This is a genomic window from Tahibacter soli, assembly GCF_025717065.2.
Lineage (GTDB): Bacteria > Pseudomonadota > Gammaproteobacteria > Xanthomonadales > Rhodanobacteraceae > Tahibacter > Tahibacter soli.
This window is the reverse complement of sequence record NZ_JAOVZO020000020.1, coordinates 861,207-884,861: the sequence shown is the minus strand read 5'-3', so window position 1 is coordinate 884,861 and position 23,655 is coordinate 861,207. Positions and strand designations below refer to the sequence as shown.

20 protein-coding genes are annotated in these 23,655 nt (G+C 68.2%); 14 read left to right on the top strand and 6 right to left on the bottom strand.

Going from position 1 to position 23,655, the window contains the following annotated elements; genetic code table 11:
* The first annotated feature begins 151 nt into the window (after positions 1-151).
* From sufC to OD750_RS24835, 6 genes are all read left to right on the top strand, one after another.
* Complete coding sequence (gene sufC, locus OD750_RS24860) at positions 152-916, top strand: Fe-S cluster assembly ATPase SufC (protein WP_263541319.1); 765 nt, start codon at positions 152-154, stop codon at positions 914-916.
* The gene (gene sufD / locus OD750_RS24855; protein WP_263541318.1) at positions 913-2,211 is read left to right on the top strand and encodes a Fe-S cluster assembly protein SufD; all 1,299 of its coding nucleotides are present in this window, start codon (positions 913-915) and stop codon (positions 2,209-2,211) included. The genes sufC and sufD overlap by 4 nt, the downstream gene beginning before the upstream one ends.
* Entirely contained in the window at positions 2,208-3,449 is a 1,242-nt protein-coding gene (locus tag OD750_RS24850) for a cysteine desulfurase (protein ID WP_263541317.1), read from the top strand. The genes sufD and OD750_RS24850 overlap by 4 nt, the downstream gene beginning before the upstream one ends.
* 15 nt (positions 3,450-3,464) lie before the next feature.
* Positions 3,465-3,914 (top strand): Fe-S cluster assembly sulfur transfer protein SufU, encoded by a 450-nt coding sequence (gene sufU, locus OD750_RS24845; RefSeq protein ID WP_263541316.1) that lies wholly within the window; start codon positions 3,465-3,467, stop codon positions 3,912-3,914.
* On the top strand, positions 3,911-4,456 hold the full coding sequence (locus OD750_RS24840) for a GNAT family N-acetyltransferase (RefSeq protein WP_263541315.1): 546 nt from the start codon (positions 3,911-3,913) through the stop codon (positions 4,454-4,456). Before sufU ends, OD750_RS24840 begins: the two co-directional genes overlap by 4 nt.
* Positions 4,457-4,625: 169 nt before the next feature.
* Positions 4,626-4,952 carry a non-heme iron oxygenase ferredoxin subunit gene (locus OD750_RS24835; RefSeq protein WP_263541314.1) on the top strand — a complete coding sequence of 109 codons (327 nt, stop codon included), beginning with the start codon at positions 4,626-4,628 and terminating at the stop codon, positions 4,950-4,952.
* 42 nt (positions 4,953-4,994) lie between these two features.
* Here the strand turns inward: OD750_RS24835 and OD750_RS24830 are convergent, their stop codons facing one another.
* The gene (locus OD750_RS24830) at positions 4,995-7,574 is read right to left on the bottom strand and encodes a trypsin-like serine peptidase (protein ID WP_263541313.1); all 2,580 of its coding nucleotides are present in this window, start codon (positions 7,572-7,574) and stop codon (positions 4,995-4,997) included.
* Positions 7,575-7,852: 278 nt separating this feature from the next.
* Between OD750_RS24830 and OD750_RS24825 the strand changes: the two genes are divergently transcribed.
* From OD750_RS24825 to OD750_RS24795, 7 genes are all read left to right on the top strand, one after another.
* Complete coding sequence (locus tag OD750_RS24825) at positions 7,853-8,479, top strand: PepSY-associated TM helix domain-containing protein (RefSeq protein WP_263541312.1); 627 nt, start codon at positions 7,853-7,855, stop codon at positions 8,477-8,479.
* Positions 8,480-8,489: 10 nt separating this feature from the next.
* Entirely contained in the window at positions 8,490-9,020 is a 531-nt protein-coding gene (locus OD750_RS24820) for a DUF2271 domain-containing protein (RefSeq protein WP_263541311.1), read from the top strand.
* 30 nt (positions 9,021-9,050) lie between these two features.
* Complete coding sequence (locus OD750_RS24815; RefSeq protein WP_263541310.1) at positions 9,051-9,854, top strand: DUF4198 domain-containing protein; 804 nt, start codon at positions 9,051-9,053, stop codon at positions 9,852-9,854.
* Between the two features lie 51 nt (positions 9,855-9,905).
* Positions 9,906-10,889, top strand: coding sequence for an FAD:protein FMN transferase (locus OD750_RS24810; RefSeq protein ID WP_263541309.1), 984 nt, complete (start codon positions 9,906-9,908; stop codon positions 10,887-10,889).
* Positions 10,886-12,511: a sulfite reductase flavoprotein subunit alpha gene (locus tag OD750_RS24805; protein WP_263541308.1), complete on the top strand. Its 1,626-nt coding sequence runs from the start codon at positions 10,886-10,888 to the stop codon at positions 12,509-12,511. The genes OD750_RS24810 and OD750_RS24805 overlap by 4 nt, the downstream gene beginning before the upstream one ends.
* 416 nt (positions 12,512-12,927) lie before the next feature.
* Entirely contained in the window at positions 12,928-15,360 is a 2,433-nt protein-coding gene (locus OD750_RS24800; protein ID WP_263541307.1) for a TonB-dependent receptor, read from the top strand.
* A gap of 185 nt (positions 15,361-15,545) precedes the next feature.
* A complete protein-coding gene (locus OD750_RS24795) occupies positions 15,546-16,232 on the top strand; it encodes a Fe2+-dependent dioxygenase (RefSeq protein WP_263541306.1) in 687 nt (228 codons plus the stop codon).
* Positions 16,233-16,386: 154 nt separating this feature from the next.
* Here the strand turns inward: OD750_RS24795 and OD750_RS24790 are convergent, their stop codons facing one another.
* The 5 genes from OD750_RS24790 to OD750_RS24770 form a co-directional block, all read right to left on the bottom strand.
* Positions 16,387-16,977, bottom strand: coding sequence for a HutD/Ves family protein (locus tag OD750_RS24790; RefSeq protein ID WP_263541305.1), 591 nt, complete (start codon positions 16,975-16,977; stop codon positions 16,387-16,389).
* Positions 16,974-17,438 (bottom strand): SET domain-containing protein, encoded by a 465-nt coding sequence (locus OD750_RS24785; RefSeq protein ID WP_263541304.1) that lies wholly within the window; start codon positions 17,436-17,438, stop codon positions 16,974-16,976. Before OD750_RS24785 ends, OD750_RS24790 begins: the two co-directional genes overlap by 4 nt.
* A 166-nt stretch (positions 17,439-17,604) precedes the next feature.
* The gene (locus OD750_RS24780; protein WP_263541303.1) at positions 17,605-18,609 is read right to left on the bottom strand and encodes a polyprenyl synthetase family protein; all 1,005 of its coding nucleotides are present in this window, start codon (positions 18,607-18,609) and stop codon (positions 17,605-17,607) included.
* A 65-nt stretch (positions 18,610-18,674) separates the two neighbouring features.
* The gene (locus tag OD750_RS24775; RefSeq protein WP_263541302.1) at positions 18,675-20,258 is read right to left on the bottom strand and encodes a SulP family inorganic anion transporter; all 1,584 of its coding nucleotides are present in this window, start codon (positions 20,256-20,258) and stop codon (positions 18,675-18,677) included.
* A 10-nt stretch (positions 20,259-20,268) separates the two neighbouring features.
* Positions 20,269-20,721, bottom strand: a complete 453-nt coding sequence (locus tag OD750_RS24770; protein WP_336407586.1) for a DUF3574 domain-containing protein — start codon at positions 20,719-20,721, stop codon at positions 20,269-20,271.
* Between the two features lie 334 nt (positions 20,722-21,055).
* On the opposite strand from OD750_RS24770, the gene OD750_RS24765 reads away from it, so the two are divergent.
* Complete coding sequence (locus OD750_RS24765) at positions 21,056-23,467, top strand: TonB-dependent receptor plug domain-containing protein (RefSeq protein WP_263541300.1); 2,412 nt, start codon at positions 21,056-21,058, stop codon at positions 23,465-23,467.
* The last annotated feature ends 188 nt before the right edge of the window (positions 23,468-23,655 follow it).

The following is a 23,655-nucleotide window of genomic DNA, read 5'->3' as shown; positions in this document are numbered from 1 at the left end:
CGCAGGCTTGCGGGGAGAGGGCTGGGGTGAGGGGGCGGCGCGTCGCGCTTCGTCGAGATCGAGGAAGAACCCGGCGTCGCCCCCTCACCCAACCCTCTCCCCCAAGGCGAGCTTGGGGGAGAGGGCTTTGAGAAAAACGGAAACCCGATACATGTTGAAGATTGAAAACCTCCACGTCAGCGTCGCCGGCAAGCCGATCCTGAAAGGCTTGAGCCTCACCGTGAACGCCGGCGAAGTGCACGCGATCATGGGACCCAACGGCGCCGGCAAGTCGACGCTCGGCAACGTGCTGGCCGGCCGCGACGGCTACGAAGTGACCGACGGCACCGTCGAATACCTCGGCCGGAATCTGCTCGAGCTCGAGCCCGAAGCGCGCGCCGCCGAAGGCGTGTTCCTCGCGTTCCAGTACCCGGTCGAAATTCCCGGCGTCAACAACACGTATTTCCTCAAGGCCGCGCTGAACGCGCAGCGCAAGCACCGCGGCGAGCCCGAACTCGACGCGATGCAGTTCCTGAAGCTCGTGCGCGAAAAGCTGCGCGTGCTGCACATCTCCGACGAGCTTTTGCACCGCGCGGTCAACGAGGGCTTCTCCGGCGGCGAAAAGAAGCGCAACGAAATCTTCCAGATGGCGCTGCTCGAACCGCGCCTGGCGGTGCTCGACGAAACCGACTCGGGCCTCGACATCGACGCGCTCAAGATGGTCGCCGAAGGCGTCAACCACATGCGCAGCGCCGAGCGTGCGTTCGTCGTCGTGACGCATTACCAGCGCCTGCTCGACTACATCGTGCCCGACTACGTGCACGTGCTCGCCGACGGCCGCATCGTCGAGAGCGGCGACAAGAACCTCGCGCTCAAGCTCGAAGAACACGGCTACGCGTGGCTGCGCGACCGTCAGTTGCCGCAGGCGCGCGCATGAGCGCACCGCTGCTCGACGCGTTGCGCGAAACGTTCGATGCGCTGCCGGCGTCGCGGCTCGCCGCGGGCGGGCTCGGCGCCGCGCGCCGCGCGCAGTTCGACGCCGCGCTCGCCGACGGCCTGCCCGGCGCGCGCGCCGAACGCTGGCGCTACACGCCGCTGCGCGCGCTCGAACGCCGCCGCTTCGGCCGTGCCGACGCGCTGCCCGACATCGATCCGGCGAGCGTGCCGGCCGCGAACCTGCCGCGCCTCGTCTTCGTCAACGGCGTGTACGCGCCGGCGCTGTCGCGCGTCGACGGTCTGCCCGACGGCGTCGCTTTGTATCCGTTGTCGCAATTGCTCGAAACCGGCGATGCGCGCGACGCCGAATTCCTCGCGCGGCGCTTCCCGGCGCGCGACGAAACGTTCGCGCGCCTGAACGCCGCGCTCGCGCTCGACGGCCTCGTCGTGCGCGTCGCCGCGGGCGTACGCGTCGCGACGCCGCTCGCGCTCGTGATGCTCGGCGCACCGGCCGGCGGCGACGTCGCCGTGCATCTGCGCCATCTCGTCGAACTCGGCGACGGCGCGGAGCTGACGCTCGTCGAATACCAGGCCGCCGCGGCGCCGCAGGCGCATCTCGTCAACTCGCTCGTGCAGGCGCACCTGCGAACCGGCGCGCGCCTGTCGCACGTGCGCGTGCAGCGCGAAGACGCCGGCGCGAGCGTGTTCGCGCGCACCGACGCCGCGCTCGCGTCCGAGGCGCACTACGCGCGCGTCGATCTCGAACTCGGCGCGGCGCTGTCGCGCCACGAACTCAATATCGCGCTGCAGGGCCGCGGCGCGCGCGCCGCGTCGAACGGCGTGCTGCTCGCCGACGGCAAGCGTCACGTCGATACGCGTCTGGCGATCGATCACGCGGCGCCCGACACGCGCTGCGATCTCGTCTGGCGCGGTCTCGCCGCCGATCGCGGACGCGGCGTGTTCCACGGCGGAATTCTCATCCGCGCGGGCGCCGACGGCGCCGCGGCGCATCTGTCGAACAAGAACCTGCTGCTGTCGCCGCACGCCGAAATCGACACGCAGCCCGTGCTCGAAATCCACGCCGACGAAGTGCAGGCGAGCCACGGCGCGACGGTCGGCCAGCTCGACGAGCGCGCGCTGTTCTATCTGCGTTCGCGCGGCGTGCCGGAAGGCGAGGCGAGGGCGCTCCTGACCGCCGCGTTCTGCGCGGTCGTGCTCGAGGCGATCGCCGACGCCGACCTGCGCGCGTCGCTCGATGCCGAACTTTCCGCCCGACTGCCGCAGGTGGCCGCATGAGTGCGGCGATCAATCCGGTTCCGTTCAACCAAGCTGCGCGCCGCGCCGACTTTCCGCTGCTGTCGCGAGAAGTCAACGGCAAGCCGCTGGTCTACTTCGACAATGCGAACACCGCGCAGAAGCCGCAGCGCGTGATCGGGACGGTCGACGATTTCTACCGCCGCCACAACGCGAACGTGTCGCGCTCGGTGCATACGCTCGGCGAGGAGGCGACCGCCGCGTACGAAGGCACGCGCGACAAGCTCGCGCAGTTCATCAACGCGCCGTCGCGCGAGGAAGTCGTGTTCACGAGCGGCACGACGAACGCGATCAACCTCGTCGCGTACAGCTACGCGCAGCCGCGGCTGAAACCCGGCGACACGATCCTCGTCACGCAGATGGAGCACCACGCGAACATCGTGCCGTGGCAGCTCGTGTGCGAACGCACCGGCGCGAAGCTCAAGGTCGCCCCGATCACGCCGGAAGGCGAACTGATCGTCGAGCGCTTCGTCGAACTCCTGACGCCCGACGTGAAACTCGCCGCCGTCGTGCACGTGTCGAACGTGATCGGCACGGTCAATCCGGTCGCCGAGCTCGCGCGCGCCTGCAAGTCGCGCGGCATCCCGTTGCTCGTCGACGGCTCGCAGGCCGCGCCGCATCTGGCGATCGACGTGCAGGCGCTCGGCTGCGACTTCTACGCGATCACCGGCCACAAGATGTTCGGTCCGACCGGTACCGGCGCGCTGTGGGCGAAGCGCGAGCATCTCGAAGCGATGCCGCCGTTCTTCGGCGGCGGCGAGATGATTCGCGCGGTGAGCTTCGAGCGCACGGTGTTCGCCGACCCGCCGCACAAGTTCGAAGCGGGCACGCCGAACATCGCCGGTTTCGTCGGCCTCGGCGCCGCGATCGACTACATCGGCGAGGTCGGCATCGACAACATCCGGAAATACGAAAGCGAACTTCTGGCGTACGCGACCGACGCGCTGCGTTCGGTCGCGGGCCTGCGGCTGTTCGGACAGGCGCGCGAGAAGGCCGCGGTGCTGTCGTTCCTGATCGACGGCGTGCACGCGCACGATCTGGCGACGCTGCTCGACCAGGAAGGCGTGGCCGTGCGCTCGGGACATCACTGCGCGCATCCGCTGATGCAGTTCTACGGCGTGCCGGCGACGGCGCGCGCGTCGCTCGCGTTCTACAACACGCGCGACGAAGTCGATCGTTTCGTCGCGGCGCTGGAAAAAGTGCGCCGTCTGTTGATGTAGGCATGTGATGTAGGCATGAGCGCCGCAGACCTGTATCGCGAGAACGTCCTCGCGCACAACCGCGAACCGCGCAACCACGGCGCGCTCGACGCGCACACGCACGCCGCGGACGGCGCCAACCCGCTGTGCGGCGACGCGTTGCGCTTCGAGCTGCGCGTGGCCGACGGACATATAGCCGCGCTGCGTTTCTCCGGCGAATCGTGCGCGATTACGATCGCCGCGGCGTCGATGCTGAGCGAACGCGTGACCGGCCTCGACGCCGCCGCGATCGCCGCGCTGCGTGCGCAGTTCGACGCGCTGCTGCGCGGCGATCCGTGCGATCGCGACGCGCTCGGCGAACTTGCCGCGTTCGGCGAACTCGTACGCTATCCGGCTCGGCGCCAGTGCGCGCAGCTGCCGTGGGCCACGCTGACCGCAGCCTTGAACGGCGCCGCGAGCGCCACGACCGAAAAGGACAGTCCATGAGTGTTGCCGCAGATTCCGCCGTTCTCACCTTCCGTGCCGCCGGCGACGCCGACGTGCCGGCGATCGTCGCTCTCGTCGAATCGGCGTATCGCGGCGACGTCAGCAAAAAGGGGTGGACCACCGAGGCCGACATGCTCGAAGGCCAGCGCACCGATCCCGACGGCGTCGCCGATCTGATCGCTCGTGCGTACAGCCGCATCGTGCTGGCCGAGCGCGCCGGCGAACTCGTGTGCTGCTGCCATGTGGAGAAGCAGGGCGATGCCGGCTACTTCGGCATGTTCGCCGTGTCGCCGACGCTGCAAGGCGGGGGCGTCGGCAAGGCCGTGCTCGCGCAAGCCGAGCGCGTGGCGCGCGACGAATGGGGCTGCGCGCGCATGGAGATGACGGTGATCACGATCCGCGATTCGCTGATCGCGTGGTACGAACGGCGCGGCTACGTACGCACCGGCGTGAAGAAGCCGTTCCCCTACGGCGACGAGCGTTTCGGCATTCCCAAACGCGACGATCTGGAATTCGAGATTTTGTCGAAAGATCTGCGCTGACATTGAAACTCCCTCTCCCTCAAGCTCGCTTGGGGGAGAGGGCCGGGGTGAGGGGGCGACGTCGGGTTCTTCTTCTATCTCGACGAAGTGCGAAGCGTCGCCCCCTCACCCGACCCTCTCCCCGACGCCGTCGGGGGAGAGGGCTCAAGCAAGACAGGCGACCCCTGCGATGGCCGAAACCTGGATCCGCGTCTGCGCCACGAGCGAACTGTTGCCCGGCGAATACCGCAACGCGTGGGACGGCGACGTGCCGATCGCGGTGTTCAACATCGACGGCGAGCTGTACGCGATCGAAGACGTCTGCACGCACGACGGCGGCGAGCTGACCGGCGGCGTCGTCGAAGGCTACGAGGTGGAATGCCCGCGCCACGGCGCGCGTTTCGACGTGCGCACCGGCGCGGTGCTGTGTCCGCCCGCGTACGAGCCGACCGCGAAGTTTCCGGTGAAAGTGGAAGACGGCGCGGTGTATACGCGCGACGATCGTTGGGATCGGTAGCCGACGAAAGCGGAGCGCGCGAATCGCGCGCCCCGCCCGATATCACGGCGTACGCACGATCGACAGCCTCGCGGCCTGCGGCACCACGTTGCCGGCTCCCGCGGCGCCGTAGATGCGTACCTTCCACGTGCCGGCACCGGCGTGGCCGTTGAACGCCGACAACAGGCCTCCGCCAAGCGGCGCGGTCGTCGCATCGTCGAGCTTGAGCACCGACATCGGCACGACGCCGTTGTCGTAGTAGATCGTCTCGTTCGCGACGTAGGCTGAAGTGGAATTGTTGCGATCCCACAGCACGGCGGTCGTGTTGTCCGGCGCGACGAGTTCGAGCTTGACGATCGTGTCGGCGAGGTCGGCGCCGTAGAACAGGCCGCTTTCGTTGTAGAAGCCGACGTCGAGATTCACGTCGGCGACGGTGAACGCGGGCATCGTGCCCGCGTCGATCGACAGTTCGGTCGGTGCGCCGAACGTCTGGCCCGCGGCCGGCGCTGCGAGCGTGTTGACGAACGCCGGCACGGCGCTGAAGACCATCGGGCTCGTCGCCGCGGCGCGCCGAACGACCAGCTGTGCCGACGCGGGAATCGCGTACTGCGTGCCGGCCATGCCGTACAGACGCACCTTCCAGACGCCCTTGCCGGCGCGGCCGTTGAACACGGCAAGGCGCTGAGGCGCGATCGGTGGCGTCGTCGCGTCGTCGAGCTTCAGACGCGAGATCGGCGTCGGCGTGTTGTCGACGAGCACCGTGCTCGAGTCGACGTAGCCGGCCGGCGCGTCTGCGCGATCCCACAGCATCGCCGATGTACCGTCCGGCGCGACGAGCACGACGCGCAGCAGCGTATCGATCTGGTCGGCGGGCACGCCCATGGGGCCCTCGCGATAGAAGCCGAGGTTGAGATCGACGTCGGCGACGTTGAACGGCGCTTCGCCGGACAGGTCGACCGGCAGTTCGACGACCGCGCCGAACGTCTGACCGGACGTCGGCTGCGGGAATGCAGCAAATGTCGTCGACAGACCGTAGAACGGCTGGATGCCGTTGGTGAAGCTGACGGGCATCGTCTGCGCCTGGCGCAGGCTGCAGCCCGCGTTCGTCGGCGTGATCGTCACCTGCGCGGTCGCCGTGGCGCCGAGCGCGATGTGCGTGTCGGCGTTCGCGATCGCGAGCGTGACGTTCGCGGTCGAACCGGTAGTACCGACCGCCGCGAGCGAAACCGTCGTCGACGCGCCGCCGTTGACCGTGACCCACGGCTTGGACGACGCTACGTCGAGCGTGACCGCGACCGGATTCGGATTCGACAGCGCGAGCGTGCGCGTGGGGTGCGGCGCGGTCAGCTTCGACAGTGTCCACGCGTCGCTCGGCGTCGCGGCGAAGTCGGTCATGCCGAGTTCGAAGCGATGCGGGATCACGTCGACGGTTTCGCCGGTGTCGGCGCGCACGATGCGCAGGTCGCTCTGATACGAACCGCAGTTGGCGGTGCCGGCGGAGGCGTCGACCGTGAATGTCTTGGGCGCGTCGCTGGCCGCGACCGTGAACGCGCCCGACGGTATGACGATCGTCTGCGGTCCCTCCACGTGCCCGAACGACTGGACGCGGAACGACTGCGGCGTCGAACCGGCGTTCGGCGACGGCGAAACGGTGAATGTCGTGGTCGCGTTCGTCAGCGTGCCGTTGGGCAGCTTGACGTGGTTGACCGTCGCGCGCGGCGATACGAGGATTTCGTGCGCGGCGGGCGGCACGTGGTCGACGAAGCGCGAGATAGGGCCGTTGTTGAGCTGCGACAGGATCTCGGCGCCGATATCGGGGCCGGTACGCCAACAGTTCGCCGTCGTGTCGAGCGTCAGGCCCACGCCGGTGATCGGGCCGGCCGCGACGCTCTCGACCACCTTTTTGCGCACGTTGTAGATCGGCGAACCGGAGTTGCCGTTCCACGCCGGCGCGTGGCCGACGTCCAGGCCGTTGGGCGTGATCGCGTTGACGTAGCCGCCGATGCCGATCTTCAGCGGCAGGCGAGCGGGATGGCCGACGAGGATCAGCGGATCGCCGAGGTCCGGCGCGCCGGAACGGCGCAGCGTCAGCGGCTTGACGCCCGGCACGGGGCGGTCGAGCTTGAAGTAGAGGTAGTCCGGCGTGTTCATCTCGCCGCTGACGAAACTCGTATACAAGTGAGAGTCGACCGGCGGCGAGTAGACGTTCGCCGCCGGGATCGCGTCGAAGTTCACGGCGCCGCACGACCCGTTCGGCAGGCGTTCGCGGCGCAGGCCGAACACGACGCGGAAGTCCTTCGGATCGAACGTCGATTTCGGGCCATGCGGCGCGGTGACCATGCGGTCGGGGCCGACGAGGAAGGCCGTGCGGCCCCAGTAAGCGTAGATCTGGCCGTACAGCGGCTCGTCGGTGCAGATCGGCATTGACGGGGTGTCGTTGTTGTAGTTGAACGGGCGCGCGTGGATCGAGTAGGTGTTCGTCAACGAGTTGAAGGTCATCTCGCCGACCTGCGCCATGAAGCCGACGGCATCGGCGACCTTGCGCTCCTCCGGCGTTGCTTCGCAGTATTCGCGCATCTGCGGTGTCTGCGCGTGCGCGACGCACGCACAGGCCGAGAGGCAGAGAAATAGGGATTTTTTCATGGGTGCTCCTTGGTTTGTGTGCTTTGCTCGACCGTGCCCCCGGTCGATGCCTGTGACCCACTGCTGCGGTGCTCGCGATGCACAGACGGGCCGCTTCCGGGCGCGGCTACGATCATCCGGACCCGTCTCGGAACCTGCGATGCGCGTCAGTACGTTGCACAAACCGAAAGTTGGCGGCGAACGTGGCCACTCGCACGCCGGCGCTCGTTTTAATTGAGATTCATTCTCATTTCTGCTGTAATCGCCGGCCCGTACGCCCGTGTTCGCGCCAGCCCGATATGCATCTCGACCCGCAACGCCGAGCCTGGTGGCTGAAGACGCTCGTGCAGTGGCACTGGATCAGTTCGGCCGTGTGTCTGGTGGGTCTGGCGCTGTTCGCGGTCACCGGCATCACGTTGAACCACGCGTCGCAGATCGGCGCCGAGCCGGTCGTGACGAACCGCCAGGCGCAGTTGCCCGACGCGCTGAAGGCGCGTCTTGCCGCCGAAGCCGAAGGCAAAACCGGCAAGTCGCCGGTGCCGGACGAACTCGCGCGCTGGCTCGCGACGGACCTCGGCGTCGCGGCGGCGGGCAAGACCGCCGAATGGAACGACGGCGAGATCTATCTCTCGCTGCCGCGTCCGGGCGGCGACGCGTGGGCGAGCGTCGATTTCGCCGACGGCAAAGTGGAATATGAGAAAACCGACCGCGGTTGGGTGTCGTGGTTGAACGACCTGCACAAGGGGCGCAATACCGGCCCGGTGTGGACGTGGTTCATCGACGTGTTCGCGGTGGCGTGCTTCGTGTTCGCGGTCACCGGCCTGCTGCTGCTGCAGTTCCATGCGCAGCGCCGGCCGTCGACCTGGCCGCTGGTCGGCCTGGGGCTGCTCGTGCCCGTGCTGCTCGCACTTCTGTTCATTCACTGACGAGGTTTCTATGCGTGCCCGTTTTTCGATTGCGCTGACCGGCCTCCTCGCCGGCCCCGTGTTCGCCGCCGATCTCAATGTCGGTGTCGAAGTGCCCAACCTGAAAGTCGCCGAATACCATCGCCCCTATGTCGCGGTGTGGGTGGAGCGCGACGACCAGACCGTCGCGGCGAATCTCGCGGTGTGGTACCAGCAGAAGGAAGGCAAGGGCGAAGGCGGCAAGATGGAGCAGGGCACGAAGTGGCTCGCCGACCTGCGCCAGTGGTGGCGCCGAGCCGGCCGCTCGGCCACGCTGCCGATCGACGGCGTCAGCGGCGCGACGCGCCCGGCCGGCGTGCACAAGCTCGAATTCGACGACGCGAAGGCGCCGCTCGCGGGCCTGCCGGCCGGCAGCTACAAGCTCGTGGTCGAAGCCGCGCGCGAAGTCGGCGGCCGCGAAATCGTGCGCATTCCGTTCCAGTGGCCGCCGGCCAAGCCGGCGCACTTCGACACCAAGGGCGACGTCGAACTCGGCGCCGTCACGCTCGACGTTTCGCCCTAAGTGTTCACCCAGACCGATACCGGAGGCGTCATGAAGTTTTCCGCCAAGCTCGCCGTCGCGCTCGCGGCATTTGTTCCGTTTTCCGCTTTTGCGCACAAAGCCTGGTTGCTGCCGTCGACGACGGTGACGACGCAGGACCAGTGGGTCACCGTCGACGCGGCCGTGTCGAACGACCTGTTCTACTTCAACCACGTGCCGGTCAAGCTCGACAATCTCGCGATCACCGCGCCGGACGGCAAGCCGGCGCAGGCCGAAAATCCGTTCACCGGCAAGTTCCGCAGCGTGTTCGACCTGCACCTGACGCAGGCCGGCACGTACAAGATCGCCGTCGTCAACGCCGGCCTGTTCGCGAGCTACGAACTGAACGGCGAGAAGAAGCGCTGGCGCGGCACCGCCGAGGCGTTCGCGAAGGAGATTCCGGCCGACGCGAAGAATCTCGAAGTGAACCAGTCGGCCGGCCGCAACGAAACCTTCGTGACCGCCGGCGCGCCGAACGACACGGCGCTCAAGCCCACCGGCGCGGGCCTGGAACTCGCGCCCGTCACGCACCCGAACGACCTGTTCGCCGGCGAAACGGCGAAGTTCAGGCTGCTGCTCGACGGCAAGCCGGCCGCCGATCTCGACGTCGAGATCGTGCCGGGCGGCAGCCGCTGGCGCGACAAGCAGAACGAAATCAAGGTGAAGACCGACAAGAGCGGCGAGTTTTCGGTGACGTGGCCTGCGCCCGGCATGTACTGGCTCGAAGCGTCGCTCGAAGACGCGAACACGAGCGTCAAGCAGGCCAAGAAGCGCCGCGTGAACTACGTCGCGACGTTCGAAGTGCTGCAGCAGTAACGCGATGCGCGGCGGCGTTCGCCGCCGCCGCGCCGCGTATCGATCGCCGTGATGCCGCTCGCACTTTTGCCTTCCTCCGCGCGCCGCTGGCTCGCGCGCCGCCGCGCGCGCCTCGCCGCGTTCGGCGGCGAGACGATGGGCACGACCTGGTCGGTGAAAATGGCGACGACGCAAGAGGCGAACGAAGCGCGGCCGGCGATCGACGCCGCGCTCGCCGGCGTGATCGGGCAGATGAGCACGTGGCAGGCCGACGCCGACCTCGCGCGCTACAACCGCGCGCCGGCCGGCAGCCGGCACGTCGTGCCCGAAGGCTTCGCGCAGGTGCTCGCCTGCGCGCTCGACGTCGCGCGCGACAGCGGCGGCGCGTACGACCCGACCGTCGGCCCGCTCGTGAACCTCTGGGGTTTCGGCCCCGACGGCGCGCGCACCGAGCCGCCGGACGCCGCCGCGCTCGCGGCGGCGCGCACGCGCTGCGGGTGGCGCCTCGTCGCGTTCGATCGCGATACGCGCACGCTCGACCAGCCGGGTGGCCTCTCGCTCGATTTCAGCGCGATCGCGAAAGGCTATGCCGTCGACGCAGTCGCGCGCGCGCTCGATCAACTCGGCGCGAGCGACTATCTCGTGGAAATCGGCGGCGAACTGCGCGCTCGCGGTCGCAGGCCCGACGGCCATCGCTGGCGCGTCGCGCTCGAACGGCCGGACGGCGCGGCCGGCGACGTCATCGCGCTCGACGACCGCGCGATCGCGACGTCGGGCGACTATCACCGCTACTACGAACGCGGCGTGCGGCGCTACTCGCACACGATCGACCCGCGCACGGGCGAGCCCGTGGCGGACGCCCCCGCTTCCGTGTCGGTCGTGCATGCGCAGGCGATGGTCGCCGACGCGTACGCGACGGCGCTGACCGTGCTCGGCGTGGACGCCGGCCTCGCGTTCGCGCGCGAACGCGGCATCGCGGCGCGTTTCGTGACGCGGTCGGCGCACGGTTTCGAAAGCGCCGACACGCCGGCCTTCACAGCGATTCTGCAAGAATGAAAAGATCCCGTTTCTCCATGCCGGACGCCGCGACGTTCGGCAATGCCGCGGTGCTCGTTGCGCTGGCCGCCGCGTTCGCCTGGCTCGCGCTGGTGCAGCGCGAGGTGATCGTGTGGACCGATCCCGGCGCGCGACGGCTCGTCGGCGCGGCGCTGTGCGTCGCGATCTACGCCGGCCTGTGCTGGCGCGGCGCGCGCCGCCGCGCGCGGCGCGAAGCGCAGGCGGCGCTCGCGAACGCGCCGGCCGGGGCGAATCCGATACTCGTCGCGTTCGCGAGCCAGACCGGCTTCGCCGAACAGCTCGCGGTGCGCACCGCGCAGTCTCTGCGCGCCGCCGGCGCGGCCGTGCGGCTCGAATCGCTGGCGGCGCTGAATGCCGAAGATCTCGCCGGCGTCGAGCGCGCGCTGTTCGTCGTCAGCACGTACGGCGAGGGCGATCCGCCGGATCTCGCGTCCGCGTTCGCGCGGCGCAGCATGAGCCGCGACGTGCCGTTGCCGAACCTGCACTACGGCCTGCTCGCGCTCGGCGATCGCGACTATGTGCACTTCTGCGGTTTTGGACACGCGCTCGACCGCTGGCTGCGGCACCAGGGCGCACGGCCGCTGTTCGATCTCGTCGAGGTCGACAACGGCGACGCGGGTGCGCTGCGCCACTGGCAGCATCAGGTCGGCGTGCTGTCCGGCGCGACCGACGAAGCCGACTGGGCGGCGCCGCGCTACGCGTCCTGGCGGCTCGCCGAGCGGCGGCTGCTCAACGCGGGCAGCCGCGGCGGCCCGTGCTTCCACGTCGCGCTGGTGCCGCCGGATTCGGCTGATCTGCAATGGGACGCCGGCGACGTCGCCGAGATCGGCCCGCGCAACGCGCCGGCCGACGTCGACGCGCTCCTCGCCGCGATCGGCGTCGCGGGTTCGACGCTCGTCGAAGGCGAAACGCTGCGCGCGCGGCTGATGCGCAGCCGCCTGCCCGAAACGGCGCCGACGGCGCGCGACTGGCGCGAGCGGGTGAGCGCGCTCGAACCGCTCGCGCACCGCGAATACTCGATCGCCTCGCTGCCGGCCGACGGCGCGCTGCATCTCGTCGTGCGGCAGTGGCGCCGGCCCGACGGCCGCCTCGGCATCGGCGCCGGATGGCTGACCGAGCACGTGCCGGTCGGCGGCGTCGTCGACGTGCGTCTGCGAAAAAATACTAATTTCCACGCGCCGCCCGATGCGCGGCCGATGATTCTCGTCGGCAACGGCACCGGGCTTGCCGGCCTGCGCGCGCTGATCAAGGCGCGCGTCGCGGCCGGCCGCCGGCGCAACTGGCTGCTGTTCGGCGAACGCGAGGCGGCGGTCGATTTTCTCTACGGCGACGAGTTGCGCGCATGGCACGCGCAAGGCGATCTCGAACGTCTGGATCTTGCGTTCTCGCGCGACCAGGCCGAACGCGTGTACGTGCAGCACAAGCTCGCGCAGGCGGGCGACGCGCTGCGCGCCTGGGTCGACGACGGCGCCGCGATCTACGTCTGCGGCAGCCTCGAAGGCATGGCGCCGGGCGTGCACGCGGTGCTGGTCGACACGCTCGGCGCCGAACGCGTGGAGCAGCTGGTCGCGCAAGGCCGCTATCGGCGCGACGTGTACTAGTGACCTGTAAAAGACAAAATCGAAAGTAGCCCGCTCGTCCTGGCCGCGCTGTGCTTGCTGCTAACTCGGCCGATAGCGGGTTCTATCGGCTTCGCTCCGCAGCGGCGTCCTGCACGACCATTCCTTCGCGATCCTTCTTCCGATTCATCTGTTACAGGCCACCAGGAAGGTCCGAACGCGTTTCGCGTCGACTTTCGCGGCGCTCCGACTGCGACTCACTCTCGTATTGCGAATCATTCTCATTGATTGTTAAAATGGCGTCTTCGCGGCGCGAGACTCGCCGCGAGTCGCATGGGGCCCCGGTTTCGGGGCCAGGGGAATGGCGCCGTTCCGGCTCGATCGTCGAGCGTTCGCAGCACTGCGCGACGCGCCGTTTGCGGCCGGTCTTGTATTCGCAGAACCAAGGAAAACCTCGCATGTCCAGCAACCCGTACATCCGTTCCAGCCAGGCGGCGCCGAAGCGCCTGCTGGCGTCCGCGCTCGGCCTCGCGCTCGTTTCCGGCGCCGCCCACGCCGAAGTCGCCGCCGACCCGGCGCCGGCCGACACCGCGGTGCAGACGCCCGACGCGGCCGACAAGCGCCGGAAGGAAGAGACGGAACTCGACGCGGTCGACGTGCAGGGCCTCGCCAACAAAACCGAGCCCGTGTCGCCGAAGTACACCGCGCCGCTGCGCGACACGCCGCAGACGATCTCGGTCGTGCCGCAGAAGATCATGCGCGAGCAGAACCTGTTGTCGCTGCGCGACGTGCTGTCGACGCTGCCGGGCATCACGTTCGGCGCCGGCGAAGGCGGCGGCGGTTTCGGCGACTCGATCAACCTGCGCGGCTTCTCGGCGAACAACGACATCCAGCTCGACGGCGTGCGCGACAGCGCGCAGTACTCGCGCTCGGACACGTTCAACCTCGAACAGATCGAAGTGACGAACGGCGCGAACTCGGTGTTCTCGGGCGCGGGCTCGGTCGGCGGCACGATCAACCTCGTGTCCAAGGCGGCGCGCTCCGGCGAGTTCACGAACGTCACCGGCGCGGTCGGCACCGACAGCTACGGCCGCATGACGCTCGACACGAACCAGATGATCGGCGACACGACCGCCGTGCGCGTGAACCTCATGGGCCACCGCAACGACGCGCCGGGCCGCGACGTCGAAGAGTTCAAGCGCTGGGGCTTCGCGCCGTCGATCGCGTTCGGCGTGGGCACCGACACGACGTTCACGCTGAGCTATCTGCACCAGAAGGACGACAACATTCCGCAGTACGGCGTGCCGTTCTACAACGGCCGCCCGCTGCCGGGCGTCGATCCGTCGACCTACTACGGCTATCGCAACGTCGACACGCAGGAAATAGAAGTCGACGCGTTCACCGCGATCCTGCAGCACAATTTCAGCGACGACATGTCGGTGCGCAACTTCACGCGCGCGCAGCGCGTCACGCAGTTCACGATCGTCGATCCGCCGCAGGGCACGTACTGCATGCCGAACGTCCTGACGCCGATCGGCGGCAGCTGCACGGTCAACGTCGGCACGCCGGCGGGCCCGGTCACCGTTCCGGCCGGCCTCTACATGCCGACCGGTCCGCGCGGCAACGTGCGCGACACGACGAACCGCATGCTGATCAACCAGACCGACCTGACGTCGTCGTTCGAAACCGGCGCGCTGCAGCACCAGCTCGTCACCGGCTTTTCGCTGATGCACGAAAGCTACGCGTTCGACGGCAGCACCGAGTTCCGCAACCCGGACGGCTCGAACCCGTACGGCGGCCCGGGCCAGCACCTGCCGTTCATGGACATCTTCAACCCGGACAACTACTACACCGGCCCGCGCAACCGCACCCGCACCGGCAAAGCCGACGGCGAACTGGATAACGCGGCGTTGTACGCTTTTGACAATATCAAGTTCAACGAGCGGTGGTCGGTGAACCTCGGCACGCGCTTCGAGCACAACGAAGGCAGCACGACGAACTACACGGTCAACACGGCGGCCGGCGCCGCGGGTCCCATCGGCACGATCACCGGCGCCGCGCCGCCGGCCAAGAACGACAACGATCTCTTCTCGTACCGCGCCGGCCTCGTCTACAAGCCGGTCGAAAACGCGAGCATCTACGTCGCGTACGGCAACTCCAAGACGCCGTCGAAGGCGTCGGTCAACGGCTCGTGCACGGCGCCCGGCCTGCCGGGCGGCCCGGTCGTCGCGGCGAACAACTGCGGCGTCGACCCGGAAACCGCGGTCAACATCGAGATCGGCACGAAGTGGGACGTCTACGACAACCGCCTGTCGCTGACCGCGTCGATCTTCCGCAACGATCGCGAGAACTACCGCGTCTCCGACGCGCTGAACCCGGCCAACCCGTCGCAGGAGCAGCAGCTCGACGGGCAGGCGCGCGTCGACGGCGTGACGCTCGGCGCGACCGGCCTTCTGACCGACCACTGGGCGGTCTACGCGAACTACACCTACCTCGACAGCGAAGTGCTGCAGGGCGCGTCGAACTTCGAAGCGGGCAACAATCGCGACTACACGAAGGGCGATCCGCTCCTGAACGTGCCCGAACACTCGCTGAGCCTGTGGACGACCTACGACTGGAACCAGTGGCAGTTCGGCTACGGCCTCACCTACCAGGGCGACTACTACGTCACGCAGCACAGCGCGACGAATATCAACGGCCCGCTGGTCAAGGCCGAAGGCTATTCGGTGCATCGCGCGATGGTGGCCTACAACGTCAACCGCGACCTGCGCCTGCAGCTCAATGCGAACAACCTGTTCGACAAGGAGTACTACTCGCGCGTGCGCAACAACGGCTGGTCGACGCCGGGTGATGCGCGTCAAGTCGTGCTGTCGGCGACGTATTCGTTCTGAGCGCGGATCGGTCTAAGCTCGCGACGTTCGAACTCCCTCTCCCCCAAGCTCGCTTGGGGGAGAGGGTCGGGGTGAGGGGGCGACGCCAGGTCGTTCGTCGATGCGTATTCCAGCGTCGCCCCCTCACCCAACCCTCTCCCCGGCGGCGCCGGGGGAGAGGGCTTGAGCGTCGCGGAGTCGGATTCATGCTGCTGCACATCCAGAACATCCTCACCGCCGAGCAGGTCGCGCACTGCCGCGGCAAGCTCGACGCCGCCGGGTGGGCCGACGGCCGCCTGACGGCCGGCTATCAGTCGGCCAAGGCGAAGAACAATCTGCAGTTGCCGGACGATCATCCGGTCGCGCGCGAGCTCGGCGCGATCGTGCTCGAAGGCCTGCAGCGCAACGCGATGTTCATGGCCGGTGCGCTGCCGCGCCGAATCTTTCCGCCGCTGTTCAACTGCTATCGCGAAGGGCAGTCGTTCGGCTATCACGTCGACAACGCCGTGCGCTATCCGCGTACCGGCGACGACCGCTCGCCGGTGCGCACCGACCTGTCGGCGACGCTGTTCCTGTCGAACCCCGACGAATACGACGGCGGCGAGCTGACGATCGAAGACACGTTCGGCACGCACGCCGTGAAACTGCCGGCGGGCGACCTGATCCTGTATCCGGCGTCGAGCCTGCACCGCGTCGAACCGATCGCGCGCGGCGCGCGCGTCGCGTCGTTCTTCTGGATCCAGAGCCTCGTGCGCGACGACGGCGAACGGCGCCTGCTGTTCGACCTCGACGTGTCGATCCAGAGCCTGAACCAGGCCGCCGCCGATCATCCGGCGCTCGTGCAGCTGGTCGGCGTGTACCACAACCTGCTGCGCCGCTGGACCGAGACTTAAGGAAACTCTGAACAAGTTCAGAGTTTCCGCGAGCCATGGATGGCTCGCTCGCGCATCAAGCACGCCAGTGCTTGATGCGGCGTGAGTCGAGTCCGGACCTGAGCCGGACTCGGCGCGGGCTGGCAAGTCCAGGATGGACTTGTCCAGACCATCCCTAAATCCTCTCGAGCTTCACCAGCACGAGTTCGCCGTGTCCCGTGAGGACGAGCCCGCGCGATTCGCCAGGCGCGATCGCGAGGATCAGCGTATCGCCGGCGTCGGCCTGCGGCGCTTCGGGCCGGTCCTTGAATTCGACATGGCCGTTCGCGACGTGGATCAGCCACGTGACGGCGGCGTCGCCGGCGAAAAACACCATTGAGCCGACGATCGTGCGTGCGATCAGTTCGGCGCGCACGGCGCCGCGGCGCGTCATGACGTTGAAGTCGCTCGTCGGTCCGTCGAGCAGGCGGCACGAGACCGGCGCCTCGCCGGGAAACGCGTGCTTCTGGTAGCGCCGCGTCAGCGCGACGGGTTCGTCGATGCCGATCACGAGTTCGACGCCGCCGCCGTCGAGCAGCATCAGCTCGCGGTCGACGCCGGGGAACATCGAGAAGTCGCCGTCCTGCCCGATCTGCGCGATCGAGATTCGCCAGTCGAACGCGTCGCCGTCGGCTGGCTCGCGCGCGATTTCGGTGGTGATGCCGCCGCCGTTCTTCCATGCCATGCGGCGATAGTCGGCGGGGCGCAGGCGTCGCACGTCCGTCATGGCGCGAGAATCGCCCGCAGCTGTTCGGTCGACGACGACACGCTTTCGTGCCACGTGTAGCCGACGATGGCCTCGCCGGTCGCCGAGTCGCGGAAATCCTCTTCCTGGCCCGGCGCGAGCAGGTGGCGGTAGTCGACCGTGATCTCGGTGCCGGCGGGAAGATCGGCGAGCGCGAACACGAAGCCCAGGTGCCACAGGCCGGTCGGCGCGAACGCGTGGTTGATGTAGCACTCGTCCGGCCATTCCGGCGTGACGGTGTAGCGGTCCTCGAACCAGCGCACCGTCGCGGGCAGGAGTTCCTGCGCGTTCGGCATCGCGGCGATTTCGTCGAAGCGGTAGACCTGCGGAATCGCGTCGGGCGCGGTGATCAGCTTGCCGCGCGCGACGGGTTCGTCGAGAAACAGGCCTTGCCCCGCGCCGGGGATGCGCGACGGCGCGACGTGGTATTTGGGAAGAATCATTTTGTTCCTTTTGCTTGAACCCTCTCCCCAGGCTTTGCCTGGGGAGAGGGCAGGGTGAGGGGGTGACGCCTGGGTCATCCTCGATCTCGACGAAGTTCCCGGCGCCGCCCACTCACCCCCAGCCCTCTCCCCCAAGGCTGTGCCTTGGAGGAGAGGGAGTTTTCGATCAGTGCGAGCGGTCGACCGAATACAGCGCCAGCGTTTCGAGCGCGTCGCGCGCCGTCGACGGCGGCAGCAGCGACAGGCTCGCGCGCGCCGAGTCGGCGTAGGCGAGCGCGCGGTCGCGCGTGCGCTCGAGCGCGCCCGAATCGCGGATCGCCGCGACGATGTTGTCGAGCGAATCGAGCCCGCCCGATTCCAGCGCGCGGCGCAGGCTCGCGGCCTGTTCGGGCGAGCTGCGCTCGATCGCGTAGATCAGGGGCAGCGTCGGCTTGCCTTCGGCGAGGTCGTCGCCGATGTTCTTGCCGAGCGTGTCGGCGTCCGATACGTAGTCGAGCAGATCGTCGGCGATCTGGAATGCATGGCCCAGATCCATGCCGTAGCGGAACAGCGCTTCCTCCTGCGCCGGCGGCAGGCCGGCGAGCACGGCGCCCAGGCGCGTGGCGGCGCCGAACAGCACCGCGGTCTTGCGCTCGATCACGCGCAGGTACGCCGCCTCGTCGACGTCGGCGTTGCCGATGTTGAGCAGCTGCAGCACTTCGCCTTCGGCGATCGCGTTCGTGGTGTCGGCGAGAATCTGCATCACGCGCATGCGCTCGAGTTCGACCATGAGCTGGAACGAGCGCGAATACAGAAAATCGCCGACGAGCACGCTCGCGGCGTTGCCCCACAGCGCGTTCGCGGTGCGGCGGCCGCGCCGCAGGTCCGATTCGTCGACGACGTCGTCGTGCAGCAGCGTCGCCGTGTGGATGAACTCGATCGTCGCGGCGAGCTGCACGTGATCCTTGCCGGCGTAGCCCGCCGCGCGCGCGGCGAGCAGGTGCAGCATCGGCCGCAGCCGCTTGCCGCCGCCGCCGACGATATGGGCCGAAATCTGGTTGATCAGCACGACGTCGGACGCGAGCCGCGTGCGGATCAGCTGATCGACCGCTTCCATGTCGGGCCGGGCGAGCGCCTGGACCGATGCGAAATCCCTGGGACCTTGCGGCTTTGCCGCGGCGACGCTGGACATCGGATAACCGAACCTGGTTAAGAACTCGTTCGCCGATTATAGCCGTGCAGCGCCGTCCGGCGATTTCAGCCTTTCGTCTCCCGGTTGAACGGCGTCAGCGCGAGCGTCAGCAGCGCAAGCACGCCGTAGGCCGCGGCGAACTGCCCCGCGAGCGTCGCGCCGAGCCCGGAGAGGTTCCACGGCAGGTACAGCGCCCCGTTCGGATCGACCGAGTGGATCAGCCCGAACAGGGTCAGCACGCCGCCGGCCGCGAGAAATACCGCGGCGCGCGGCAGCCTGCCGTCGATCAGCGCCGCGGCGTAGCCGGCCCAGATCATCGACGTGATGATGAAACCGTTGCCGAGCACGACGATGGTCGCGAGTTCCGGCAGGCCGTGGTCGGCCCTGGCGAACAGCTCGGCGAAACGGTCGGGCGGAACCACGCCGGGGTCGCCGAGCTTGATCGCGACCATGCGCGCGACCGCCGGAAAGAACGCGAATACGACGGCCGCGTAGTGGCGCTGCGGCGTCGCCTCGAACGCCTGCGTGGTGATCGTGATCGCGACGTAGACGAGGATCGGTGCGAGCACCGGCAGCGGCAGGAGCTCGATCAGGTTCGACAGATAGCCGAACACGCCGCCAAGGCCGATGACGACGCCGGTGAGCCACGTATACGCGGTGCGCGCGCCCATCGCCTTGTAGGCGGGCTGGCCGATGTACGGCGTGGTCTGCACCACGCCGCCGCAGACGCCCGCGACGAGCGTCGAAAACGCTTCTGTCAGCAGAATGTCGCGCGTGGAATAGTCGTCGCCGGCCGCGCGCGCGCTTTCGGTCACGTTGATGCCGCCGATCACCATCAGCAGGCCGAACGGCAGCACGAGCGGCAGATACGGCACCACGAGCGGCAGGCCGTCGACGAAGCCGAGGTTCGGCCAGGGCAGCGCGAAGCGCCACGTCGGCGCGGCCGGCGCGTGGAAGCCCGGCGCACCGAGGCCCGCGGCGCCGAGCCCGTAGTACAGCGCGGCACCCACGACGATCGCGACGAGCACGCCGGGCAGGTTCCCCGGCAGACGTCCGCGCGCGATCAGCGCATAGAACACGATGCCGAGGCCGGCGAGACCGACGATCGGGTGGCGCAGGATTTCCACGAGCGGAAAGAAGCCCATCAGTACGAGCGCGATGCCGGCGATCGAGCCGAGCAGGCCCGCGCGCGGCACGGCGCGCTGCACCGCGTCGCCGAAAAACGACAGCACGAATTTCAACACGCCCATGACGACGAGCGCGGCCATGCCGAGGTGCCACGTGGCGATCGCGGCGGCGTGTTCGTCCATGCCGCCCTGCTTGAACTTCACGAACGCGGGGCCGAGCACGAGCAGCGCCATGCCGATGGACGTCGGCGCGTCGAGGCCGAGCGGCATCGCGGTGACGTCGTCGCGGCCGGTGCGCCGCGCGAGCGAGCGCGCCATGCGCGTGTAGATGAGATTGCCGACGAGCACGCCGAGCGCGCTGCCGGGAAACATGTGCGTGAACAGCACTTCGGCCGGAAAGCCGAAGAAGCCGACGAGCGCGGTGGCGACAAAAGCGAGAATGGAAAGATTGTCGACGACGAGGCCGAACAGGCCGTTGACGTCGCCGGCGACGATGCGGCGCGGGTGTGCTGTCGTGGTCATCGTGCGCGGCCTAGAACGACACGTCGGCCGGCTGCGTCACGCGCAGCACCGAGTCGTCGCCCGAACGCTTTTTCCACGCGGCGCGGATCGCGTCGATCGCGGCGCGTTGCTCGGGCTTGTCGGGGTAGAGCAGGATCAGCACCTTCGAGCGCAGGCGCTCGGGTTTGACGGCCCCTTTGTCGCGCCACTGGCCGTAGATGTCGCTGACCGAAAGACCGTCGGGGAAGCGTGTGGAGACTTCGGCATCGAGAAATTCGCGCCACTGCGCTTCGCCGACGCCGGCGTTCGCGTCGTCCGCGGGGCCGGTGCCGAAGTACAGCTCGGTGCGGACCCAGCCGGCGGTCTCGGCGGGGTGGGCTGGGTCGCCGGAGAAGGTGGCGGTGGTGGCTGGGCGTTGCGCGTTTGTCGTACATGCGGTCAGCACGGCGACGAACATCAATGCGGCGACGCTCTTGCTCGTCATTCCAGCGAAAGCTGGACTGCGGAGGCAGGACGCCGAAGCGAACATTCGCGTAGCGAATGGCCCGAAGGGCGAGCTGCGGAAGCAGCGAGTCATCCAGCCGGTGCTTCCGACGCCCGAAAGGCTGGATCCCAGCTTTCGCTGGGATGGCGAGCAAAAGAACGCGCTTATAAGCGACAACCGAATCGTCATGAGCAAACCCCTGCCTTCCGTATGGACGTCCAAACCGTTCGCCCCGATCCTAATCGAAAGCGCCGCCGTTCGAGCGGCCGGCATCGTCGCGGGCAAGGAGTTCGCGCCATGTCGATATTTCCGAACTCATGACCCGGGGGCCATCATGCACCGCTTTTCGCTTGCCGCGGCCATTGCCGCATCTCTCGCCGCGCCGGCCTTCGCCGCCGACACGCCCGAGTCGACGCTCGACCAGGTCATCGTCACCGGCACGCGCGCGAAAGACCGCACAGTGCTCGATTCGCCGGTGCCGGTCGACGTGCTCACGGCCGACGATCTGCGCGCCGCCGGCGCGATCAACGGCGAACTCGGCCAGGCGCTGGCCGTGCTGCTGCCGTCGTTCAACTTTCCGCGCCAGTCCAATTCCGGCGGCTCGGACCACGTGCGCGCGGCGCAACTGCGCGGCATGAGCCCCGACCAGGTGCTCGTACTCGTCAACGGCAAGCGCCGCCACACCACCGCGCTCGTCAACACCGATACCAAGATCGGCAAGGGCACGACGCCGGTCGATTTCAATTCGATACCGATCAGCGCGATCAAGCGCATCGAAGTGCTGCGCGACGGCGCCGGTGCGCAGTACGGCTCGGACGCGATCGCCGGCGTGATCAACATCATTCTCGACGACGCCGACCACGGCGGCGAAGTGACCGCGAACTACGGCGCGTACCACACCGATTTCGATCCGACCGGCGACACGCTGACCGACGGGCAGGGCGCGTTCGCGAGCGCGAAGTTCGGCACGAAGCTCGGCGACGGCGGCTTCGCGCGCTTCGGCGTCGAACTCGACCGCCGCGCCGCGACCCATCGCGCCGGCTACGACGAACTGCCGCCGTGGGAAAACGACTCGCCGGAAAACGTCGCGCTGCGCGGCAAACGCAACTACCGCGCCGGCGATCCGGAAACCGAAAACTACAACGCGTGGATCAACGCCGAAGTGCCGTTCTCGCCGGCGTGGACCGGCTACGCGTTCGCGACGCTCAACGCGCGGCACTCGATCGGCGCGAACTATTTTCGCTATCCCGACTCGAGCGCGAACGTACCGGCGATCTACCCGAACGGCTATCGGCCCGATTCGCTCGGCAGCAACCGCGATCTTTCGGCGACCGGCGGCGTGCGCGGGCGCGCGGGCGAATGGGACGTCGACGCGAGCCTCACGCACGGCCGCAACGATTTCGAGTATCGCCTGCGCAACTCGCTCAACGTGTCGCTCGGCGCGGCGAGCCCCACGCGGTTCAAGGTCGGCGAATACGGCAACCGGCAGACGCTCGCGAATCTCGATTTCATTCGTGGAATCGGCAACAGTTTCACATTGGCGCTCGGCGGCGAGGCGCGCCGCGAATCGTTCGAGACGCAGCCCGGCGACCCGGCGTCGTACGCGGTCGGTCCGGTGATCGGCGCGCCGACCGGCGCGCAGGCCGGCGGCGGGCTGACGCCGCAGGACGCGGCCGATCTCGCGCGCGACGTGTTCGGCGCGTATGCGGACTTCGCCGGCAACCTCGGCGCGCAGGTGTTCGTCGACGTCGCCGCGCGCTACGAACACTACGACGACTTCGGCGGCGAGCTGACCGGCAAGGCCAGTGCGCGCTGGGAGTTCGCGCCGGGCTACGCGTTCCGCGGCGCGGTATCGAACAGCTTCCGCGCGCCGTCGCTGTCGCAGGTCGGCTTCGAATCGACGACGACGGGCTACGGCGCCGACGGCGTGCTGACGACAGGGCGCCTGCTGTCGGTCAACAACCCGATCGCGCGTGCGCTCGGCGCGAAACCGCTCGATGCGGAGAAGTCGACGAACGTCAGTTTCGGATTCACGGCGCAGGTCACCGACGCATTCGACGTGTCGCTCGACCTGTTCCGCATCGACGTCGACGATCGCGTGACGTTGTCCGAACGCATCACGGGCGATGCGCTCGAAGCGTTCATCGAGCAGCGCTTCGGCGTGGCGGGCGTGCAGAGCGCGAGCTTCTTCACGAACGCGGTCGACACGCGCACGCGCGGCGCCGAACTCGTGACGAACTGGCGCGCGCCGCTCGCGGGCGGCACGTTCACGGCGACCGGCGCGTACAGCTATGCCGACACGAAGATCCGCAAAGTGAGGCCGACGCCGCGCGAGCTGACCGAACTCGGCGCCGACAACGTGCTGTTCGGCGTCGAGGAGCGCAACACGCTGACCGACGCGGCGCCGCGGCAGCGCGCGTTCGTCACGACGAAGTGGGACGGCGAGGACTTCTCGCTGCTCGGCCGCGTGACGCGACAGGGCTCGACGACGCGCGTGTTCAACTTCGGCGGCGGTTTCGAACCGCGCCAGACGTACGCGGCGAAGTGGCAGCTCGACGCCGAAGTCGAACGCCGCCTGACGCCGTCGCTGTCGCTCGCGCTCGGCGGCTACAACCTCACCGACCAGTATCCGGACCGCTCGATTCCGGACATCAGCTACGCGGGCAATTTTCCGTATGACGTGATTTCGCCGATCGGGCTCAACGGCGCGTACTACTACGGGCGGGTGCGGTATCGGTTCGATTGACGCTGTCAAACTCAAGCGTGCGTACCAGGATCCACGGAAAATATTTGTAGCAATAGGTAATTTGGGTGGACAGCGCAGTGGCGCTCCACGATCGATCTTCTGCACGATCGAAGAAGGTCAATGGAGGGTCGTGTCATGTCGAAGCTGCGAGGGAAGAAGATCGTTCTTGATAAGTCGGTACTCAGAGA

What these genes read in the sequence shown, in the direction of transcription:
- sufC (WP_263541319.1), top strand. Translation starts at nt 152, where the DNA reads ATGTTGAAGATTGAAAACCTCCACGTCAGCGTCGCCGGCAAGCCGATC.
- sufD (WP_263541318.1), top strand. Translation starts at nt 913, where the DNA reads ATGAGCGCACCGCTGCTCGACGCGTTGCGCGAAACGTTCGATGCGCTG.
- OD750_RS24850 (WP_263541317.1), top strand. Translation starts at nt 2,208, where the DNA reads ATGAGTGCGGCGATCAATCCGGTTCCGTTCAACCAAGCTGCGCGCCGC.
- sufU (WP_263541316.1), top strand. Translation starts at nt 3,465, where the DNA reads ATGAGCGCCGCAGACCTGTATCGCGAGAACGTCCTCGCGCACAACCGC.
- OD750_RS24840 (WP_263541315.1), top strand. Translation starts at nt 3,911, where the DNA reads ATGAGTGTTGCCGCAGATTCCGCCGTTCTCACCTTCCGTGCCGCCGGC.
- OD750_RS24835 (WP_263541314.1), top strand. Translation starts at nt 4,626, where the DNA reads ATGGCCGAAACCTGGATCCGCGTCTGCGCCACGAGCGAACTGTTGCCC.
- OD750_RS24830 (WP_263541313.1), bottom strand. Translation starts at nt 7,574, where the DNA reads ATGAAAAAATCCCTATTTCTCTGCCTCTCGGCCTGTGCGTGCGTCGCG.
- OD750_RS24825 (WP_263541312.1), top strand. Translation starts at nt 7,853, where the DNA reads ATGCATCTCGACCCGCAACGCCGAGCCTGGTGGCTGAAGACGCTCGTG.
- OD750_RS24820 (WP_263541311.1), top strand. Translation starts at nt 8,490, where the DNA reads ATGCGTGCCCGTTTTTCGATTGCGCTGACCGGCCTCCTCGCCGGCCCC.
- OD750_RS24815 (WP_263541310.1), top strand. Translation starts at nt 9,051, where the DNA reads ATGAAGTTTTCCGCCAAGCTCGCCGTCGCGCTCGCGGCATTTGTTCCG.
- OD750_RS24810 (WP_263541309.1), top strand. Translation starts at nt 9,906, where the DNA reads ATGCCGCTCGCACTTTTGCCTTCCTCCGCGCGCCGCTGGCTCGCGCGC.
- OD750_RS24805 (WP_263541308.1), top strand. Translation starts at nt 10,886, where the DNA reads ATGAAAAGATCCCGTTTCTCCATGCCGGACGCCGCGACGTTCGGCAAT.
- OD750_RS24800 (WP_263541307.1), top strand. Translation starts at nt 12,928, where the DNA reads ATGTCCAGCAACCCGTACATCCGTTCCAGCCAGGCGGCGCCGAAGCGC.
- OD750_RS24795 (WP_263541306.1), top strand. Translation starts at nt 15,546, where the DNA reads ATGCTGCTGCACATCCAGAACATCCTCACCGCCGAGCAGGTCGCGCAC.
- OD750_RS24790 (WP_263541305.1), bottom strand. Translation starts at nt 16,977, where the DNA reads ATGACGGACGTGCGACGCCTGCGCCCCGCCGACTATCGCCGCATGGCA.
- OD750_RS24785 (WP_263541304.1), bottom strand. Translation starts at nt 17,438, where the DNA reads ATGATTCTTCCCAAATACCACGTCGCGCCGTCGCGCATCCCCGGCGCG.
- OD750_RS24780 (WP_263541303.1), bottom strand. Translation starts at nt 18,609, where the DNA reads ATGTCCAGCGTCGCCGCGGCAAAGCCGCAAGGTCCCAGGGATTTCGCA.
- OD750_RS24775 (WP_263541302.1), bottom strand. Translation starts at nt 20,258, where the DNA reads ATGACCACGACAGCACACCCGCGCCGCATCGTCGCCGGCGACGTCAAC.
- OD750_RS24770 (WP_336407586.1), bottom strand. Translation starts at nt 20,721, where the DNA reads ATGACGAGCAAGAGCGTCGCCGCATTGATGTTCGTCGCCGTGCTGACC.
- OD750_RS24765 (WP_263541300.1), top strand. Translation starts at nt 21,056, where the DNA reads ATGCACCGCTTTTCGCTTGCCGCGGCCATTGCCGCATCTCTCGCCGCG.